Here is an 18,093-nt window from a genome sequence, read left to right as displayed (position 1 = left end):
AGGAGATCAACATGAACCGACCACTGTCCCGCCGCTCCTTCCTGGGCGTCGCCGCCGGCTCGACGGCAGCCCTGGCACTCTCGGGGTGTGGTGGCGGCTCCGGCGGCGCCGGGGACGACAAGACCATCAGGATGACGTGGTGGGGCGGCGACGCGCGCAACACCGCCTACCTGAAGTCGATCGAGCTGTTCAAGAAGGCCAACGCGGGCGTCACGATCACCCCGCAGTACGGCGGCTACGACGGCTACTTCGACAAGTTCAACACCGAGGTGGCCGGCGGCAAGCCCGCCGACCTGGTGCAGATGGACACCGCCCTGTTCAAGGGCTATGTGGAGAAGGGCGTGCTGCTCCCGCTCGACCAGCACCTGGCGCCCTCGTCCCTGCCGCTCTACAAGCCGCTGATCGAGGCGGGAACGGTCGACGGCAAGTTCTACGGCGTCTCCTCCGGCACCGGGGCAGCGCTGGCCACGTTCGACAAGACCGTGCTGGACAAGCTCAAGGTCGAGCCGCCGGCGGACACCTGGACCTGGGACGACATGGCCGCCAAAGCGAAGGAGATCGCCAAGGCGATGGGCTCCGGCAAGTACGGCATCGCCGACAGCGGCGGCGACGACGAGAACTTCGTGGTCTTCCTCCGCCAGCGCAAGAAGGACCTGTACACCCCCGACGGCAAGCTCGGCTTCGTGGCGGCCGACCTGGAGGAGTGGTGGACGTACTGGGAGGAGCTCCGCAAGTCCGGCGCCTGCGTGCCCTCCAAGATCAGCACCGAGGCGCGGGCGGACGACAGCGCGCTGCCGATCCTGTCCGGCCTCGCGCCGCTCACCCTCGGCACCGGCCTGGAGGTCAAACTCCCGCCGCTGACCAAGAACGAGCTGCACTTCGTCCCCGCCCCGACCGGGCAGGGCGGCGTCGAGGGCAACTACCTGAGCGCGGGCGTGCTGCTCACGGTCACCAAGACCAGCAAGGCGGCGGCGCTGGCGGCCAAGCTCGCCGGGTGGTTCGCGACCGATCCCGAGACGATCAGGACGATGGGCATCACCCGCGGCATCCCGCCGTCCGAGACGGCGGCCAAGGAGCTGACGCCCACGCTCGACGCCGCGCAGAAGCGCGCCGTCGAGACCACCTCGCTCGTGGCCGAGCGGGTGGAGAAGGCCGGGCTCGGCAACAGGGTGGCCGCGCCCGCCGCCGGCGGCGAGATCAAGGAGCTGATGGTCCGCTTCAACGACGAGGTCGGGTACGGCCGGCTCACGGTCGCCGACGCGGCCAAGCGCCTCATCGAAGAGGGCGAGAAGGCGCTGGCGGGCTGAGCACGCATGGGAACCGCGACGACGCTGCGGCCGCGCCGTACAGGAGAGCCTGTGCGCGCGGCCCGGCCACGACGATGGCGGGGTGAGGCGATCTGGGGCTACCTCTTCCTCGCCCCCTGGTTCACGGGGCTGGTCATGCTGAGCGCCGGCCCCGTCCTGTACTCCCTGTACCTGTCCTTCACCGACTTCGACCTGCTGTCCCCGCCGACGTGGACGGGCACCGGCAACTACGTCGAGATGTTCACCGACGACAACCGCTTCTGGCAGTCGGCCTCGGTGACGGTCACGTACGCGGGGCTGGCGGTGCCGCTCAAGCTGGCGCTGGCCGTCGGCGTCGCGATGGTGCTCAACCGGGGGCTGCGCGGGCTCGGCCTGTACCGGGCGGTCTTCTACCTGCCGTCGCTGCTCGGCGGCAGTGTGGCCATCGCGGTCATGTGGCGCCAGCTCTTCGGCGACCAGGGCCTGTTCAACAAGTTCCTCGGCCTGTTCGGGCTGCCCGGGTACGCGTGGATCTCCGAGCCGGACACCTCCCTGGGCACGCTGGTCGTGCTGGCCGCCTGGCAGTTCGGCACACCGATGGTGATCTTCCTGGCCGGGCTGAAGCAGCTGCCGCATGACGTCTACGAGGCGGCCGAGGTGGACGGCGCGGGCCCGTGGACGAAATTCTGGCGGATCACCGTGCCGCTGCTGTCGCCGATCATCTTCTTCAACCTGGTGCTGGAGATCATCAACACGTTCCAGTCGTTCACCTCGGCGTTCGTGGTCAGCGGCGGGACCGGCGGGCCGGTCGACTCGACCCTGCTGTACACGCTCTACCTGTACAAGAAGGGCTTCGCCGACCTCGACATGGGCTACGCGGCGGCCATGGCCTGGGTGCTGTTCGCGATCATCGCCGGGCTCACCACGGTGAACTTCGTCGCCAGCAGGTACTGGGTGCACTACGAAGACGGCAAGGGGGCATGATGAAGCGCCGACCGCTGACCCACGCGGGCCTGATCATGGCGGCGGGCGTGATGCTCTACCCGCTGCTCTGGATGGTCGTCAGCAGCCTCAAACCGGACAACGAGATCTTCACCGACACCACGCCGTGGCCCGCCAACCCCACACTGGAGCACTACGCCAGCGGCTGGACGGCGACGGGCACCTCGTTCACGGTCTTCTTCCGCAACTCGCTCATCGTCACCAGCGGCGCCGTCATCGGGAACGTGCTCGCCTGCTCCCTGGCGGCCTACGCCTTCGCCCGGCTGGAGTTCCCGCTGAAGAAGGTGTGGTTCACGATCATGCTCGGCACGATCATGCTGCCGTTCCACGCCACGCTGATCCCGCAGTACGTGCTCTTCTTCGACCTGGGCTGGATCAACACCTACCTGCCGCTGCTGGTGCCGAAGTTCCTGGCCGTCGACGCCTTCTTCATCTTCCTGATGGTGCAGTTCATCCGGGGCATCCCGCGCAGCCTGGACGAGGCGGCGCGCCTGGACGGAGCGGGTCCCGTGGCGGTCTACGTGCGGATCGTGCTGCCGCTGATGCGGCCCGCGCTCATCACCACCGCCATCTTCACCTTCATCTGGACGTATGACGACTTCTTCAGCCAGCTGGTGTACCTGTCGGACAACAACCTGTACACGGTTCCGCTGGGCCTCAACATGTTCATCGACAAGACCGGGTCGTCCTCGTGGGGTGACATGTTCGCCATGTCCGTCCTGGCGCTGGTTCCCACCACGCTGTTCTTCCTGTTCTTCCAGAAACGACTCGTGGAGGGCCTGGCCACGAGCGGCCTGAAGTAGCGCAACCGTCCGGCTCGTACGACATGGGTGCCGTGTGGGAAGCGGAGGCGGCGAGGCCCATCCCGGTTGTTTGTGCCCGTATGATTGCTCGGTGGCGGCGTCATACGGGTACAAATGAAGCAGACGCAAGGCTGAAGGGAGCCGGTGTGCCTGGGCACTTCTCGCTGTCGGAGACCGAAGAAGCGGTCAAGCGGCGTCTCGGGGACATCCCGGTCAGGCGTGAGGCCATGGCCGCCGTCTCCAACATCTACCGGGCGGCCGCCGCGGTCCGGCAGCACCTGGAGAACTCCGCCCTGCGCGCCGCCGACCTGACCTGGAGCGCCTTCGTGGTGCTGTGGGTGGTGTGGATCTGGGAGGACATCGAGACCCGGCACGTCGCGGCCGAGGCGGGCATCTCCAAGGGCACGCTCACCGGCATCATCAAGACCATGGAGTCGCGCGGCCTCATGGAGCGCCGTCAGCACCCCGACGACGGCCGGCTGGCCCTGCTGCGCCTGACCCCGGAAGGGCTGGCGCTGATGGAGCGGTTGTTCCCCGCCTTCAACGAGGAGGAGGCCTTCGTCGCCGGCGCGCTCGGCGAGGAGGAGTCCGTCCAGCTGGCCGACATGCTGCGCCGCATCGTCACCCGTCTCGAAGACCACGGTGAGGAACGCCGGGACGCGCTGCGCAGGGAGTCGCCTGTCCCGCCGCGCCGCAGCGGGCGCCGTACGAGCTGAGCCGGGCGGTTCATGGGCGGATCGCGCCGAGAAGGCGGTTGCGCCAGTAGTCGTCGAGGCTGACCACCTTGATGACGTCGCCGGTCTGCGGCGCGTGGACCATCTTGCCGCCGCCTGCGTACATGCCCATGTGCCCGAGGCCTTTGCTGAAGAGCAGGTCGCCGGGCTGCAGCGCGTTGAGGGGGACGCGGCGCTCGGCGCCCCAGCTCCACTGGGTGTAGGTGGTGCGAGGCAGCTCGACACCCGCGGAGCGCCAGGCGGCCTGGGTGAGGCCGGAGCAGTCGAAGGAGCCCGGTCCCGTGCCGCCGAACCGGTAGGGCTTGCCGACCTGCGAGAAGGCGAACTGCAGCGCCGCGCGGGCGTTGCCGGAGGCCGGGCCGGTGTACTTGATGCCCGTGCTGTTGGGGTTGCCGGTCTTGAAGGCGCCCAGCCGGCGCAGGAGCTTGGTCTGCTCGGCGACCATCTTGGCGACCTTCTCCTTTTCGTCCTCGGCCTTGTCGCGTGCGGTGTCGGCCTCGGCCAGGACGCGCTTGGCGTCGGCGCGCCGCTCGCGCAGCTCCTTGGTGGCCGCCTCGAAGGCACGCACCTTCGCGGCTCTGGCCTGCGCGATCTGCTCCAGCGAGGCCATGGTGGCCAGGGCCGAGTCGGGGGTGCCCTGGAAGGGGAAGCGCCGCCAGTCGTTGATCGGGATGCTCTGGTAGTCGCCGACCGCCGCCGCGACGAGGTCCTCGCGCAGCACGTCGGCTTGGGCGTTCTTGCGCCCGACCTCGGCGTTGAGCGTGTCGTACTTCTTCTTGGCCGCCTTGTACGTCTCGGTGGCCTGGTTGTACTGCTCGACCAGCTTGTCCGCCCGCTCGTTCAGCTTCACCAGCTTGGCCCTGGCCTGGGCGGGGGACGGGTCGGCGGCGGCGGCGCCGGGGTTGGAGACCAATACGGCCGAGGTCAGCGCCGCCGCCATCGCCATCCGCCCAAGCCTTGCCGGCACGGCCACTACGATGCCTCCTCGTAATTGTCCAAATCTGGGGCGAAATAGTACAGCAGCGAAGAGGCTGGCTAGCCTGTTCGCGGCAATTGCCCAGGAGGCAGGGACGTACTATCTCGCATAGCGGGTGGTCATGCCCGCTCATGTGGAGGTACGCAGGCCGCCTCTCGCGCGTTCAGTCGCCGGCGCAACCGGTGCGGCCGCCCACTCCCGGCCCGCCGCAGACACCGATCTTCCACATCCACCTCCCCGCCCCGAGCGGGCGGTTGCCCGCCCGCCTGATCTTCAGCTTTCCGTCGTCTTGCAGGTGAGGCGGGGTTCCGGGTCGTACACGGTGTGGAAGCGCTGCTTGCGCAGGACCTTCCCGTCCTTCTTGAAGGTGCGCCACACGTCGATGGCGAAACCCTCCGCGCCAGGCATGGGGATGCAATCCGGCCCCGAGTCGGTGAGGCTGGGGACGGGCTTGACGTCGTAGCGCCCGGAGCTCTGCGAATCGATGTCGTACCGCTTGGTGCTCCAGAACTGCACGGTGACGGAGGTCCCGGTGTACGACGTCTTGATGAGCACCCCGTACGGCGAGTCGTTGCGCCAGCGGAAGTCCGGCTGAGGGAAGGAGACCGTGGACTCGCGGCCGGCCGGGTAGCGGGAGATGTAGTACTGGTGGGCCCGGTGCTGGACGTCCTGGAAGCCGCCGAAGAAGACGGCGTTGAACATGGTGGTGGCGAACTGGGAGACGCCGCCGCCGACGTCGTTGACGAAGCGGTTGTTGAGGATCATCGGCGCCTCGACGAAGCCGCGCGCCTTGTCCCGCTTGCCGACCACGCCGTTGAGCGAGAACGTCTCCCCGGGCTTCACGACGTAGCCGTCCACGATGTCGGCGATGCGGTGGATGTTGGTGACGCGAGGGGCGCAGCACGGGTGCTGGGTGGTGTACGAGCTGACCAGCTGCTTGACGCCCAGCTTCTTCGCCTGGGCCGTGGTGACGCGGGGCTGCCGCTCCGCGGCGGGCAGCTCGACGCGGCGCTCGCCCGCCGCCACGGCCTGGGAGATCGCCGGGCCGAGCGCCTTCACGTCGACGCCGCGGCCCGCGCGGGAGGGGATGACCTGCGGCCTGCCCTTGGCGATCTTGAAGGAGGCGTCCTTCGGCGGGGTGCTCACCAGCGCCTTGCCGAGGTCCGGGGCGATCTTGGCGGCGTTGAAGGCCGGGCGCAGGCCGCCCTTGCCGTCGGAGACGAAGCGGAGGCCGGCGGCGAGCTCCTCCTTGGACACGGTGGCCTCCTTGCCGGCGCCGGCGATGGTGAGAGGGGAGGCGATGGCCGTGCGCGCGGTCGTCGCGGCGACGCGCCGGACCGTGGCGGCGGTGAGCGTGGGAGGCGTCACCCGGACGTTCAGCTCGACGGATGTACGCGAGGCCGTCACGGCCGCCCGCACAGCGCCCGCGGCCCCGCTGAGGTCCAGTGTGCGGCCGGGCTTCGGCAGGACGACCCGCGGTTTCATCCCCCGGTAGCGGATGCCGCCCTCCACCGGCTTGGTGTCCACGCTCTTGGCCAGGCCCGCGAGACCGGCGGCGAGCCGCTGCTCGTCCACGGTGATCACGGGCGGGATCTCGCGGCTGCCGAAGAGGGAGCGGACGATGCCCGCAGGGGTGGTGGCGCCGGCCATCGCGGCCTCGATCGTTGCCGCCGCGTCGAAGTCGAGCCCGAGATCGGCGGGGGTGTGCTGCTTGCGCTTGCCCGCCGCGACCAGTGTCAACGGCTGGGTCAGCCGCTTGCTCAGCCCTGCTTCGAGGCGGGAGCGGGCGGCCTCCCGCGACAGGCCGCCGATGTCCACGCCGTCCACGCGGGTGCCCGGAGGGACCTTTCCGGCGAGCGCGATCGCGGGCACGGCATAGGCGAGCACCGCGACGATGACGACGAGCGCGGCCGGGATGAGCAGGCGTCGAGAGCGCAGGACGCTCGTGGGGCGGCCTGGCTCGCCAGCGGGCTTGGCGCGGCCGGGCTTGGCATCGGTGCTCGCGGCCTGGTCGATGACGTCCTCCTTTGGCACCAGATGTCCGGTTCTTGCCCCCCGCCAGTGCTCAACCATACCCGCCGGGTAGGGCTGTCGCAGGCGTAACTCGAGGCTGCGGGTGCCCGGCCGTCGGGGAGAGGTGCCGTGACGTCGCATCGACGAGGCCGGCGAAGATCGGCCATGGTCGCCACCGTGGCATGGGCGGGGACACGACGAAGACGAGCATCCCTGCGCCCCCCGGGTTAGAGGCGCGACCCGGCGAGCCGCGGGCCTACGGGTGTCGCGGCCGGTCGATGCGGACGGGGCCGCCGCTGGTGATCGACTCGATGGCGGCCAGGGCGATGGACAGGGCGGCGCGGGCGTCCTCGCCGGTGACCGCGGGCGGCCGTCCGGTGCGGACGCTGTCGGCGAAGTCGGCGAGCTCGGCCACGTAGGCGTCGTGGAAGAGGTCTTGGTCGTACGCGACGCACTCGGCGGACGTCCCGTCCGGGCCGTACGTCGTGAGGTGGGTCCTGCGAATGTCGCCCATGGTGAGCATGCCGGCCGACCCGAAGACCTCGCCGCGCACGTCGTAGCCGTAGACGGCCTGGAAGCTGGCTTCGGCCGTGGCGATGGCGCCGTTGTCGAAGCGGATGGTGACCACGGCGGTGTCGAGCAGGCCGCGGTCCTTGAAGTCGGGGCGGACCAGGGCGTCCGCCATGGCGAAGACCTCCACCGCCGCCGCGCCGGGGTTGAGGTGACGCAGGGTGTCGAAGTCGTGGATGAGCGTCTCCAGGAAGATCGTCCACGGCGGTACGCGGGCCGGATCGGCCAGCTTCGGGTCGCGGGTGAGGGAGCGCAGCAACTGCGGGGTGCCGATGGCGCCGGCCGCGATCTTGTCGTGGGCGGCGCGGAAACCGGTGTCGTACCGCCGGTTGAAGCCCACCTGGAGAGGCACGCCCGCTTTGCCGGCGGCCTCGATGGCGCGGTCGGCCTCGGCGAGGGTGACGGCCATGGGTTTCTCGCAGTAGACGGCCTTGCCCGCCAGGGCCGCCGCTTCGACGAGGCCGGCATGGGTGCGAGCCGGGGTGACGATCACGACCGCGTCGAGCTGCGGGTCGTTGATCAGCTCGTCGACGTCGGTCGTCGCCCTGGGGCAGCCGAGCCGGTCTCCGAGGCGCTGCGCGGCGCCCGGTGCGGGGTCGGCCACGGCGGCGAGCCGGACGCCGGGGAGGCGGCGGGCGAGGGTCTCGGCGTGGAAGGAGCCCATCCGTCCTGTGCCGACGAGGCCGACGGCAAGGGGCTGCTGGGTGCTCATGCGTACGCTCCGTTCGCGGTGTCCAGAGGGGGAGGCCGCAGGTCCGCGGTGCTGAGCGAGCGGAGCGGGGCCTCTGCGTTCGTGGTGGTCAGAGGGTGAAGGCGGAGCGGAAGCGCTCCAGGGCGAGCTCGCTGTCGCCGGAGGCCCAGGCCTCCATCGCGACCGTGCCGTCGTACCCGAGGCCGGCGAGGGCGCGGGCGACGGCCGGATAGTTGATCTCCCCGGTCCCGGGCTCGCGGCGGCCGGGCACGTCGGCCACCTGGATCTCGCCGATCAGGCCCAGGGCGTGGGCCCGGCGGACCAGCTCGATCAGGTTTCCCTCGCCGATCTGCGCGTGGTACAGGTCGAGATTCATCCGCAGCCCGGGCCGGTCCACGGCCGCGACCAGGGCGAGGGTGTCGGCGGCCGTGGCGAACGGCACTCCGGGGTGGTCGACGGCCGTGTTGAGGTTCTCCAGCGTGAAGACCACCCCGGCGCGCTCGCCCAGCTCGGCGAGGCGGGTGAGCGTACGGTGGGCGGCGATCCACATGGGGCCGGTGACCCCGGCGGTCACCGGCACCACCGGCAGGCCGCGGCCGTCGAGGCCCGTGCCGTGCAGGTTGAGCCGGGGGCAGCCCAGCCGCTCGGCGACCTTGACCGACTCCTCGGCGGTGCGGAGCAGCTCGGCCGCGCCGTCCTCGTCCGTCAGGCCGCCGCGGAGGTAGCCGGTCATCGAGGAGAAGACGGCGCCGGTGCGCTCCAAGGCGGCCAGGTCGTGCCGGCTCCAGTCCCAGATCTCGACCTGGAATCCGGCGTCGTGGATGCGCCGCGCCCGTTCCTCGATCGGCAGGTCCCGGAAGACCATCTCGGCGCAGACCGCCAACGTGTACATCGCCACTTGCCTCTCTATAACGTTCTAGTCTTGAAGTAGTAGGCCAGCAGGTAGACGCCTCTGTCAAGGGTTCATGGCTTACCGGACTAGAACGTTGCAGTATCGTGGAGCAGCGCGTTCGCAACCGATCGACGAGGGGAGTGCAGCGGTGCCATCGACCCACGCGGGCCCGGAGGGCAAACGGCCGACCCTCGCCGACGTCGCGGCGCGGGCCGGGGTGTCCACGGCGCTGGTCTCCATCGTCATGCGCGGCGCCAAGGGCGCCAGCGACCGCACGCGCGAGCACGTGCTGCGGGCGGCCAAGGAGATCGGCTACCGGCCCGACACGCGGGCGCGGTTGCTGCGCAGCAGCCGCTCGCGCCTGCTCGGGGTGCAGTTCGGACTCCAGCAACCCTTCCACGCCGATCTGGTGGAGGGCGTCTACGCGGCGGCCGAGCCCGCCGGTTACCAGATCGCCCTCAGCGCCGTCGCGCCCACGCGCGGCGAGCGGCATGCCGTGGAGACGCTGCTCGCCGACCGGTGCGAGGCCCTGATCCTGCTCGGCCCGCAGGCGCCCGCCGCGCAGCTGGCGGAGGTCGCGGCCCAGTTGCCGCTCGTCTCCGTGGCCCGGCGGCTGCGCCGGACCGCGGGGATCGATGTCGTACGGACCGCCGACGACGATGGCGCCCGCCAGGCGGTCGGCCATCTGGTGGCACTCGGGCACCGCGACATCGTGCACATCGACGGGGGCAAGGCGCCCGGCGCCGCCGACCGGCGCCGCGGCTATCGAACCGCCATGAGCCGCCATGGGTTGTCCGGATATGCCCGGATCCAGGCAGGTGGCCTGACCGAGGAGGACGGTGCGGCGGCCGCCCGCGCCCTGCTCGGCGGCGGCCCCTTGCCCACCGCCGTCCTGGCCTTCAACGACCGCTGCGCCACGGGCGTCCTGGACGCGTTCCTGCGTGCCGGCGTGCCGGTGCCGGGCGAGGTCTCGGTCGTCGGCTTCGACAACAGCCACCTGGCCCGCCTGGCCCACATCGATCTCACCACCGTCGGCCAGGACATCCCGCGACTGGCGAGCCTGGCGGTGGGCCGGGCCATCGCCAGGCTGGACGGGGAGCCCGCCGCCGAGCGGGAGATCGTCATCGCCCCGCATCTCGTGGTCCGCGGCACCACGGCCGCGCCCCGACCGGTCCGTGATCCATACGCCGCACGAGACCAAGCCGCCGGCCCCGCGACGCCACCGGCCCGATGATGCTCCCGGCAGCAGGCCGGCGTTGCAGCTGATCCGCCGGCCGGCGTTCTGGCGCGCCGACCCCCCCGCTCCCCGTGGTGTACGTCTCCGGCGACGCTGACGGGCATGATCCGTCACAACGCGTGGGAGGGGACCGGTGGTGTGATCGAGTTTCGCGGCGCGCGTCACGAACCGTACGACAAGGTGATCTCTGTCATGAAACTCGACGAGGGCGGCACCGGAACGCCCGTGCTCCGCTGTGGGAACCTCGGCGAGGGCATTCCCCAGCCGGACCCGGACGAGAAGAAATGCGAGGGCTTGTCGAAATCCATCTCGCCGTACACCGAGGACCCAGGGCCGTACACCGAGGACTCCTGATCGGGCGGGAAGCCGGGAGGTGCCGTGTCTCCCGGCTTCTTCGCGCCGCCGTCCCGGGCGTCAGTCGTTCTGCGGGAAGCCGAGGTTGAGCCCGCCGTGGCTGGGGTCCAGCCAGCGGGAGGTGACGACCTTGCCGCGGGTGAAGAAGTGCACGCCCTCCGTCCCGTGGGCGTGGGTGTCGCCGAACAGGCTGTTCTTCCAGCCGCCGAACGAGTAGTACGACACCGGCACCGGGATCGGCACGTTGATGCCCACCATGCCGACCTCCACCTCGTTCTGGAAGCGCCGCGCGGCCCCGCCGTCGTTGGTGAAGATGGCCGTGCCGTTGCCGTACGGGTTGGCGTTGATGAGGCCGAGCCCCTCGTCGTACGACTTCACGCGGACGACCGACAACACCGGTCCGAAGATCTCGTCGCGATAGATGGACATGTCGGGGGTGACGTTGTCGAACAGGGTGGGGCCGAGCCAGAAGCCGTCCTCGCCGCCGTCGAAGTCCCCGTCCCGGCCGTCGACGACGAGGGTCGCGCCGGCGGCGAGTCCCTCCTGGACGTAGCCGGCCACCTTGTCGCGGTGCTGGCGGGTGACGAGCGGGCCCATGTCGCAGCCGCGCGTGCCGTCGCCGGTGCGCAGCTTGCTCATGCGGTCCTTGATCTTCTCGACGAGCTCGTCGGCGACGGTGTCGACCGCGACCAGCGCCGAGATCGCCATGCAGCGCTCGCCGGCCGAGCCGAAGCCGGCGTTGACGGCGGCGTCGGCGGTGAGGTCGAGGTCGGCGTCGGGCAGGACGAGCATGTGGTTCTTGGCGCCGCCGAGCGCCTGGACCCGCTTGCCGTGGGCGGTGCCGGTCTCGTAGACGTACCTGGCGATCGGGGTGGAGCCGACGAACGAGACGGCACGCACGTCGGGATGGGTGAGCAGCGCGTCCACGGCCTCCTTGTCGCCGTGCACGACATTCATGATCCCGTCGGGCAGGCCGGCCTCGGTCCACAGGCGGGCCACGGCGAGGGCCGCCGAGGGGTCCTTCTCGCTGGGCTTGAGTATCACCGCGTTGCCGCAGGCGATGGCGACGGGGACGAACCACATCGGCACCATGGCGGGGAAGTTGAACGGCGAGATCACGGCCACGACGCCGAGCGGCTGCCGGATCGAGTACACGTCGACCCTGGTGGAGACGTTCTCGCTGAACCCGCCCTTGAGCAGGTGCGGGATGCCGCAGGCGAACTCGGCGACCTCCAGGCCGCGGGTGACCTCGCCGAGCGCGTCGTCGAGGACCTTGCCGTGCTCGGCGGTGATCAGCGCGGCGATCTCGTGCTTGCGCGCGTTCAGGAGCTCGCGGAAGGCGAACAGCACCTGGGCGCGCTTGGCGAGCGAGGCGCCGGCCCAGCCCGGCCAGGCCGCCTGGGCCGTCGCGACGGCGTCGCCGACGAGCGCGGCGGAGGCGAAGTCCACGCGACCGGTGACGGCGCCGGACGCCGGGTTGCAGACCTCGCCGGTGCGCTCGGCGGCGCCCTCCCAGGGGCGGCCGCCGATGAGATGGGTGATGCGAGTGGTCAACGTACTCGTCCTTCCTCGTTGGCCCCGAGGTCGGGGGCCTCGACGTGCCCGTGCTGCACCGCCGCCGGCGCGGCGACCTTGCCCGGGTCCACTCCCCGCAGCTCGTGGCTGAGCTCCTGGAGCTCCTGGCCGCCGGCCATCTCCGCGGTCAGCTGCTCCAGCGTCAGCTCGTCGCGGTGGGCGTCGAGCACGACCCGGCCCAGCTTGAGGATCACGAAGTGGTTGCCGACGAGATACGCGTGGTGCGGGTTGTGCGTGATGAAGATGACGCCGAGTCCGGCGTCACGGGCCTTGACGATGTACTTCAGCACGACGCCGGACTGCTTGACGCCGAGGGCGGCGGTCGGCTCGTCGAGGATGATCACCCTGGCCCCGAAGTAGATCGCCCTGGCGATGGCGATGCACTGACGCTGGCCGCCGGAGAGCCCGCCCACGGGCCGGTCCAGATCGGGGATGACGATCCCCATCTTGGCCAGCTCGTCATGGCAGACCTGCTTCATCCCCTCGATGTCCAGGACGCGCAGGGGCCCTTTGCGGATCTCGTTGCCGAGGAAGAAGTTCCGCCACACCGACATCAGCGGCGCGAGCGCGAGGTCCTGGTAGACCGTGGCGATCCCGGTGGCCTGGGCCTCGCGCGGGGAGGCGAACCGGCACGGCTCGCCGTCGACCTTCATGAGGCCGTCGGTGTGGTCGTGCAACCCGGAGACGATCTTGATCAGCGTGGACTTGCCCGCGCCGTTGTCGCCGAGCACGCAGGTGACCTCGCCCTGGCGGACGCGCAGGCTGCACCCGCGCAGCGCGTGCACGTTGCCGTAGCTCTTGCCGACGTCGTCGAGCTCGAGGATCGGGGCGTTCATCGCAGGTCCGCCTTCCTCTTGACGTACACGTTCACGATGGTCGCCAGCAGCAGCATCACGCCGAGGAAGGCCTTGAACCAGTCGGGGTTCCACCCGGCGTAGTTGATGCCCAGCTGGGTCATGCCGAAGATCAGCGCGCCGACCGAGGCGCCGACCACCGAGCCGTACCCGCCGGTGAGCAGGCAGCCGCCGATCACCGCGGCGATGATGAAGATGAACTCCTTGCCGACGCCCTCGCCCGACTGGACCGTGTTGAACTGGAACAGCAGGTGCATGCCGGACAACCAGGCGCAGAACCCGACGGCCATGAAAAGGCCGATCTTCGTCGCCCGTACGGGCACGCCGATGGCCCGGGCCGCCGGGGCGTCCCCGCCGACGGCGAAGATCCAGTTGCCCACCTGCCGGCGCAGCAGGATGTGGGCCGCGATGACGGTCAGCACGATCCAGTAGAGCACCGTGACCTTCAGCGTGACCGGGCCGAGCGCGATCTCGGACCCGAACACCTGCTGCGCGCTGGCGAAGCCGTCCATGTCGCCGATGCCCGCCGTCGCGACGTTGCCGGTGAGCAGCCGCGTGACACCGAGGTTGACGCCCTGGAGGACGAAGAACGTCCCCAGCGTGACGAGGAAGCTCGGCAGGCCGGTCTTGAACAGCAGCCAGCCGTTGAACGCGCCGATGGCCAGGGAGATCACGAGCGCCAGGAAGACGCCCACCCAGACGTTGAGCCCGAAGTTCCAGGCGAGCAGCGACGCGGAGAGGCCGGAAGTCGTCACCGCGACGCCCGCGGACAGGTCGAACTCGCCGCCGATCATGAGGAGCGCCACCGGAACGGCCATGATGCCGATGGCCGAGGCGCCGTAGAGGATCGTGCCGATGTTGGCGACGTTGCGGAAGGGCACCGCCACCAGCATGAAAAGCGCGAAGATCACGATCGCGCCGACGAGCGAGCCGACCTCGGGCCGGCTCAGCATCCGTGCCGCCAGCGAACGGGTGGCGACCCGGTCGTCCCGGGTCGCCTCCGCTCTGCCCGGCTCGGTGGCCGCAGCAGTCATGTCATCTCACCTCGTGCCCTTGGCGGCGAACGACTCGACCGCGGCGACGTTGGTCTTGTCGATGAACGCCGGGCCGGTCAGGGTCGCCTGGCCGCCGCCGATGGTGTTGCCGTTGTTCTTGTAGAGCCACAGGCTGTCGACCGCGAGGTAGCCCTGCAGGTAGGGCTGCTGGTCGACGGCCCACTCCACCTGGCCGTCCTTGATGGCGGTCACCAGCTCCTTGTTGGTGTCGAAGGTGACGACCTTGGCGGAGCTGCTGGCGTCCTTGACGGACTTGACGGCGGTCATCGCGATCGGCGCGCCGAGGGTCAGGACCCGGTCGATGCTGGAGTCCTGCTGCAGCTTGGACGTGATGGCCGCCTGCACGCTGGGCATGTCGGTGCCGGTGACGTAGATCTTCTCGGTGTCGGGGAAGGTCGCCTTGGCGCCGTCGCAGCGGGCTTCGAGGCCGACGTGGCCCTGCTCCTGGATGACGCAGAGCGTCTTCTTCGCGCCGTCGGCCTTCAGCCGCTCCCCGGCCGCCTCACCGGCGATCTTCTCGTCCTGGCCGAAGTAGCCGAGGACGCCCATGGCCTTCCAGCTGTCGATGCCGCCGTTGAGCGCGACGACCGGGACGCCGCCCTTGACGGCCTTCTCCACGTTGGCCTTCATGGCGTCGGGCTTGGCCAGGGTGACCGCGATGCCGTCGACCTTCTTGTCGATGGCCGACTGGACCAGGTTGGACTGGTTCGCGCCGTCCGGGTCCGACTGGTACTGCAGCTCGATGTTGCTCTTCGCGGCCGCCGCCTCGGCGCCCTTGCGCACCAGATCCCAGAATGTGTCGCCGGGGGCCGCGTGCGTGATGAAAGCGACCGTCATCGTGGGGGCGCCGCCGGCGGAGGCGGGCGCGGACGCCGCGTCGGCGGTCTGCTTGCCGCCACTGGAGCTGCACGCCGCCAGGGCGAGCACCGCCACGGTGCTGGTCACCAGCACGGCGATTTTGGATGTGCGGGCCACTGTTGTCTGCCTTTCGTCATCCGCCGCCTGGAAGGGACGGATCGGGGGTGATTCGTTGGTGATTCGGTGTCATGGCCGCCGGCGCCGTAACGCGCCGGCGGCCTGTCCCCGCACCCCCCAGTGCGGGAGCGTCGGTGCGATCGGTCCCGTCATGGTCCGGTCGTGCCGGGCGGCGCCACGTACGGGCGCTGCGCGGCCTTGCTCGCGGTGTACGCGTCGTAGGCACGGCGGGTGCTGCCGAGCTCGCTGACCTGGCTGACGGGGACGTCCCACCACGAATCGCTGTCGGGGGCGTGCACCATCGGGTCGGTCTCGACGTGGATGACGACGGGGCCGCCGTCGGCCGGAGCGGCCTTGGCGGTCTTGATCGCCTGCTCGAGCTCCGCGCGGTCGCGTACCTCGAGCACGGTGGCGCCGAAGCTGCGGGCGCCGGCGGCGAGGTCGACCGGCAGCCGGTCACCGTCGAGGCGGCCGGTGGCCTCGTTGCGGTACCGGTAGCTGGTGCCGAACCGCTGCGATCCCAGCGATTCGGACAGCGAGCCGATCGAGTGGAAGCCGTGGTTCTGCACCAGGACGACGATGATCTTGACGCGTTCCTGGACGGCCGTGACCAGCTCGCCCGGCATCATCAGGAACGAGCCGTCGCCGACCATGACGAAGACGTCCCGGTCCGGGTCCGCCAGGCGTACGCCGATGCCGCCGGGGATCTCGTATCCCATGCAGGAGTAGCCGTACTCGACGTGGTAGGCCTTGCGGTCGCGGACCCGCCACAGCTTGTGCAGGTCGCCCGGCATGGACCCGGCCGCGCACACCACCACGTCGGCGGGGTCGGACAGCTCGTTGACGCAGCCGAGCACGGTGCCCTGGGTGAGCAGCCCGTCGGAGAGCGCGCCGGTGACCTCGGCCGGCGGGTTGTAAGCCGCCTCGACCTGGGCGTCCCACGCACTCCACAGCGCGGCCTGGCGGTCGCGACAGGCCGCCTCGACACGGTGCCCGTCCAGCGCCGCGGTGAGCGCGGTGAGCGCCTCGCGGGCGTCGGCCACGACCGGCAGGCCCGCGAGCTTGCCGGTGTCGAAGCGGGCGACGTTGATGTTGACGAAGCGGACGCCCGGGTCCTGGAAGGCGGTACGCGACGCGGTCGTGAAATCGCTGTAGCGGGTCCCCACGCCGATGACCAGGTCGGCCTCCGCGGCCAGCGTGTTGGCGGCGGTGGTGCCGGTCGAGCCGACCGCGCCCATCGCCTGCGGGTGGCCGTGCGGCAGCGAGCCCTTGCCGGCCTGGCTCTCGCCGACCGGGATGCCGGTCGCCTCGCAGAACGCGCGCAGGGCGTCCTCGGCGCCGGAGTAGTGCACGCCGCCGCCGGCCACCACGAACGGCCGCCGGGCCGCGCGGATGAGCGCCGCGGCGTCGGCGATGTCGGCGGCCTCCGGCAGGGGACGGGCGACCCGCCAGACCCGCGGGGCGAACAGCTCCACCGGCCAGTCGAACGCCTCAGCCTGCACGTCCTGCGGCAGCGCGATCGTCACCGCCCCGGTCTCCACCGGATCGGTCAGCGTCCGCATGGCGCCGAGCAGCGCCGACGGCAGCTGCTCCGGCCGGTTGACCCGGTCGAAGAAGCGCGACAGCGGGCGGAAGGCGTCGTTGACGGTGACGTCCGCCGCGTACGGCGTCTCCAGCTCCTGCAGCACCGGCGTCGCCACCCGCGTGGCGAAGGTGCCCGAGGGCAGCAGCAGCACCGGGAGCCGGTTGACGGTGGCCAGCGCCGCCCCGGTGAGCATGTTGGTCGAGCCGGGGCCGACGGAGGCCGTGCAGGCCCACGTCTGCAGGCGGTCCTTCTGCCGGGCGTAGGCCACGGCCGTGTGCACCATCGCCTGCTCGTTGCGGGCCAGCACGTACGGCAGCCGGTCCTCCGGGCCGCTGGTGAGCTCGTCCTGCAGCAGCGCCTGGCCGAGCCCGGCGACGTTGCCGTGACCGAAGATCCCGAAACACCCGGCGAACAGCTTCTGCCGCCGGCCGTCACGTTCACTCCACTGGGCGGCCAGGAAACGCACGACCGCCTGACTCACGGTCAGGCGCACCGTTCCGGACGTCGCCGAGTCCGCGACAGTACTGGATGTCGCCGAGTCCGCGACATTACGTGAGGTCATCGGGGTCCTCCCATCGGCAGCCGGGGATCCACGTCCTGCTGGGCCCAGGTCTGGCGCACCCAGCCGTGGGCGGGGTCGTCGCAGATGAGCCAGGCCCGGGTCGCGCCCGGGCCGGCCATCACGTTGAGGTAGTAGAGGTCGTAGCCGGGCGGGGCCATCGCGGGACCGTGCCAGCCGTGCGGCACGAGGACGACGTCACCGGTGCGGACCTCGGCGAGCACGTCGATGGGACGCTCCGCGGTGCCGTACACGCGCTGGTAGCCGATGGGATCCGCGCCGTCCGGGGCGCCCGGCTCGGCCCGTACCTCGAAGTAGTAGATCTCCTCGAGCTCGGTCTCCACGCCGTCGCGCTCCTCGTCGTGCTTGTGCGGCGGGTAGGAGCTCCAGTTGCCCGCGGGTGTGATCACCTCGCACGCGATGATCGAGTCGGCGTCGAGCACCTGCGGGACCCCGAAGTTGCGTACCTCGCGTGACGCCGTTCCGGCGCCGCGCAGCTCGACGGGGACGTCGGACGCGGCCACGTGCCGGAACGGCAGGGGCTCGGCCCGCTTGGCCGCCTTCGCGCCGCAGAGCGCCACCTTCGCCGCGCCGTCCCCAGCGGTGATCGTGAGGCTCGCCCCACGCGGGACGTAGGCGACGTCGGAAGGGCCGGCGAACACGTTCTCCCGCCCGGCGAGCCGGGCCTTGTGGTGCTCTCCGGCGTGGTCGACCGCCATGACGTCCACCCCGCCAGCCAGGGGCACCACGATGATCTCGTCCTCCCCGGTCTCGACGGTCACCTGGGCGAACGGCGCCAGCGTGGCCACGCGCAGGCTCGTGTGCGTCCACCCGGGCACGGCCTCGGTGATCGACACCTGGAAGGCGCCCTCGGCGGCCGTGCCGTACGGGCGGACCCAGCGCTCGTTGTCGTTCATGATCTGTCCCCTCGT

At 70.7% G+C, this 18,093-nt stretch carries 16 protein-coding genes; 6 read left to right on the top strand and 10 right to left on the bottom strand.

All coding sequences use genetic code 11. From position 1 onward, the window contains the following. The first annotated feature begins 11 nt into the window (after positions 1 to 11). The 4 genes from ACIBX3_RS47985 (at position 12) to ACIBX3_RS47970 (ending at position 3,807) form a co-directional block, all read left to right on the top strand. On the top strand, positions 12 to 1,307 hold the full coding sequence (locus tag ACIBX3_RS47985) for an ABC transporter substrate-binding protein (RefSeq protein ID WP_397127394.1): 1,296 nt from the start codon (positions 12 to 14) through the stop codon (positions 1,305 to 1,307). Between the two features lie 6 nt (positions 1,308 to 1,313). Next, positions 1,314 to 2,270 carry a carbohydrate ABC transporter permease gene (locus ACIBX3_RS47980; protein ID WP_397127393.1) on the top strand — a complete coding sequence of 319 codons (957 nt, stop codon included), beginning with the start codon at positions 1,314 to 1,316 and terminating at the stop codon, positions 2,268 to 2,270. Further along, a complete protein-coding gene (locus tag ACIBX3_RS47975; RefSeq protein ID WP_397127392.1) occupies positions 2,267 to 3,091 on the top strand; it encodes a carbohydrate ABC transporter permease in 825 nt (274 codons plus the stop codon). The genes ACIBX3_RS47980 and ACIBX3_RS47975 overlap by 4 nt, the downstream gene beginning before the upstream one ends. 146 nt (positions 3,092 to 3,237) lie before the next feature. Beyond that, a complete protein-coding gene (locus ACIBX3_RS47970; protein ID WP_397127391.1) occupies positions 3,238 to 3,807 on the top strand; it encodes a MarR family winged helix-turn-helix transcriptional regulator in 570 nt (189 codons plus the stop codon). 10 nt (positions 3,808 to 3,817) lie between these two features. Here ACIBX3_RS47970 and ACIBX3_RS47965 read toward each other — a convergent pair whose 3' ends face one another. The 4 genes from ACIBX3_RS47965 to ACIBX3_RS47950 form a co-directional block, all read right to left on the bottom strand. Then, the gene (locus tag ACIBX3_RS47965; protein WP_397127390.1) at positions 3,818 to 4,792 is read right to left on the bottom strand and encodes an NlpC/P60 family protein; all 975 of its coding nucleotides are present in this window, start codon (positions 4,790 to 4,792) and stop codon (positions 3,818 to 3,820) included. Between the two features lie 282 nt (positions 4,793 to 5,074). Then, on the bottom strand, positions 5,075 to 6,835 hold the full coding sequence (locus tag ACIBX3_RS47960; RefSeq protein WP_397127389.1) for a VanW family protein: 1,761 nt from the start codon (positions 6,833 to 6,835) through the stop codon (positions 5,075 to 5,077). Between the two features lie 235 nt (positions 6,836 to 7,070). Then, positions 7,071 to 8,096: a Gfo/Idh/MocA family oxidoreductase gene (locus ACIBX3_RS47955; RefSeq protein ID WP_397127388.1), complete on the bottom strand. Its 1,026-nt coding sequence runs from the start codon at positions 8,094 to 8,096 to the stop codon at positions 7,071 to 7,073. Positions 8,097 to 8,184: 88 nt separating this feature from the next. Beyond that, complete coding sequence (locus tag ACIBX3_RS47950) at positions 8,185 to 8,967, bottom strand: TIM barrel protein (RefSeq protein ID WP_397127463.1); 783 nt, start codon at positions 8,965 to 8,967, stop codon at positions 8,185 to 8,187. 148 nt (positions 8,968 to 9,115) lie between these two features. Between ACIBX3_RS47950 and ACIBX3_RS47945 the strand changes: the two genes are divergently transcribed. Continuing rightward, a complete protein-coding gene (locus tag ACIBX3_RS47945) occupies positions 9,116 to 10,201 on the top strand; it encodes a LacI family DNA-binding transcriptional regulator (RefSeq protein ID WP_397127387.1) in 1,086 nt (361 codons plus the stop codon). Between the two features lie 105 nt (positions 10,202 to 10,306). After that, positions 10,307 to 10,558, top strand: coding sequence for a hypothetical protein (locus ACIBX3_RS47940; RefSeq protein WP_397127386.1), 252 nt, complete (start codon positions 10,307 to 10,309; stop codon positions 10,556 to 10,558). A gap of 60 nt (positions 10,559 to 10,618) precedes the next feature. On the opposite strand, the gene ACIBX3_RS47935 is transcribed toward ACIBX3_RS47940, so the two are convergent. The 6 genes from ACIBX3_RS47935 to iolB all read right to left on the bottom strand — a co-directional run bounded on the left by ACIBX3_RS47935 (position 10,619) and on the right by iolB (position 18,078). After that, positions 10,619 to 12,112 carry a CoA-acylating methylmalonate-semialdehyde dehydrogenase gene (locus ACIBX3_RS47935; protein ID WP_397127385.1) on the bottom strand — a complete coding sequence of 498 codons (1,494 nt, stop codon included), beginning with the start codon at positions 12,110 to 12,112 and terminating at the stop codon, positions 10,619 to 10,621. Next, on the bottom strand, positions 12,109 to 12,969 hold the full coding sequence (locus ACIBX3_RS47930; protein WP_397127384.1) for an ATP-binding cassette domain-containing protein: 861 nt from the start codon (positions 12,967 to 12,969) through the stop codon (positions 12,109 to 12,111). Before ACIBX3_RS47930 ends, ACIBX3_RS47935 begins: the two co-directional genes overlap by 4 nt. Then, on the bottom strand, positions 12,966 to 14,021 hold the full coding sequence (locus ACIBX3_RS47925) for an ABC transporter permease (RefSeq protein WP_397127383.1): 1,056 nt from the start codon (positions 14,019 to 14,021) through the stop codon (positions 12,966 to 12,968). Before ACIBX3_RS47925 ends, ACIBX3_RS47930 begins: the two co-directional genes overlap by 4 nt. Positions 14,022 to 14,027: 6 nt before the next feature. Next, positions 14,028 to 15,017 carry a sugar ABC transporter substrate-binding protein gene (locus ACIBX3_RS47920; protein WP_397127382.1) on the bottom strand — a complete coding sequence of 330 codons (990 nt, stop codon included), beginning with the start codon at positions 15,015 to 15,017 and terminating at the stop codon, positions 14,028 to 14,030. Positions 15,018 to 15,166: 149 nt separating this feature from the next. Beyond that, a complete protein-coding gene (iolD, locus tag ACIBX3_RS47915; RefSeq protein ID WP_397127381.1) occupies positions 15,167 to 17,164 on the bottom strand; it encodes a 3D-(3,5/4)-trihydroxycyclohexane-1,2-dione acylhydrolase (decyclizing) in 1,998 nt (665 codons plus the stop codon). Next, on the bottom strand, positions 17,161 to 18,078 hold the full coding sequence (iolB, locus tag ACIBX3_RS47910; RefSeq protein ID WP_397127380.1) for a 5-deoxy-glucuronate isomerase: 918 nt from the start codon (positions 18,076 to 18,078) through the stop codon (positions 17,161 to 17,163). Before iolB ends, iolD begins: the two co-directional genes overlap by 4 nt. Between the last annotated feature and the right edge of the window lie 15 nt (positions 18,079 to 18,093).

The organism is Nonomuraea sp. NPDC049480, assembly GCF_044465905.1.
Lineage (GTDB): Bacteria > Actinomycetota > Actinomycetes > Streptosporangiales > Streptosporangiaceae > Nonomuraea.
The sequence above is the reverse complement of the archived record's forward strand: the minus strand, read 5'-3'. Positions and strand labels throughout refer to the sequence as shown.

Excerpts from the sequence above, each read along its gene's own strand:
- ACIBX3_RS47985 (WP_397127394.1), top strand. The coding sequence starts at position 12 with ATGAACCGACCACTGTCCCGCCGCTCCTTCCTGGGCGTCGCCGCCGGC.
- ACIBX3_RS47980 (WP_397127393.1), top strand. The coding sequence starts at position 1,314 with ATGGGAACCGCGACGACGCTGCGGCCGCGCCGTACAGGAGAGCCTGTG.
- ACIBX3_RS47975 (WP_397127392.1), top strand. The coding sequence starts at position 2,267 with ATGATGAAGCGCCGACCGCTGACCCACGCGGGCCTGATCATGGCGGCG.
- ACIBX3_RS47955 (WP_397127388.1), bottom strand. The coding sequence starts at position 8,096 with ATGAGCACCCAGCAGCCCCTTGCCGTCGGCCTCGTCGGCACAGGACGG.
- ACIBX3_RS47950 (WP_397127463.1), bottom strand. The coding sequence starts at position 8,967 with ATGTACACGTTGGCGGTCTGCGCCGAGATGGTCTTCCGGGACCTGCCG.
- ACIBX3_RS47940 (WP_397127386.1), top strand. The coding sequence starts at position 10,307 with ATGATCCGTCACAACGCGTGGGAGGGGACCGGTGGTGTGATCGAGTTT.
- ACIBX3_RS47930 (WP_397127384.1), bottom strand. The coding sequence starts at position 12,969 with ATGAACGCCCCGATCCTCGAGCTCGACGACGTCGGCAAGAGCTACGGC.
- ACIBX3_RS47925 (WP_397127383.1), bottom strand. The coding sequence starts at position 14,021 with ATGACTGCTGCGGCCACCGAGCCGGGCAGAGCGGAGGCGACCCGGGAC.
- iolD (WP_397127381.1), bottom strand. The coding sequence starts at position 17,164 with ATGACCTCACGTAATGTCGCGGACTCGGCGACATCCAGTACTGTCGCG.
- iolB (WP_397127380.1), bottom strand. The coding sequence starts at position 18,078 with ATGAACGACAACGAGCGCTGGGTCCGCCCGTACGGCACGGCCGCCGAG.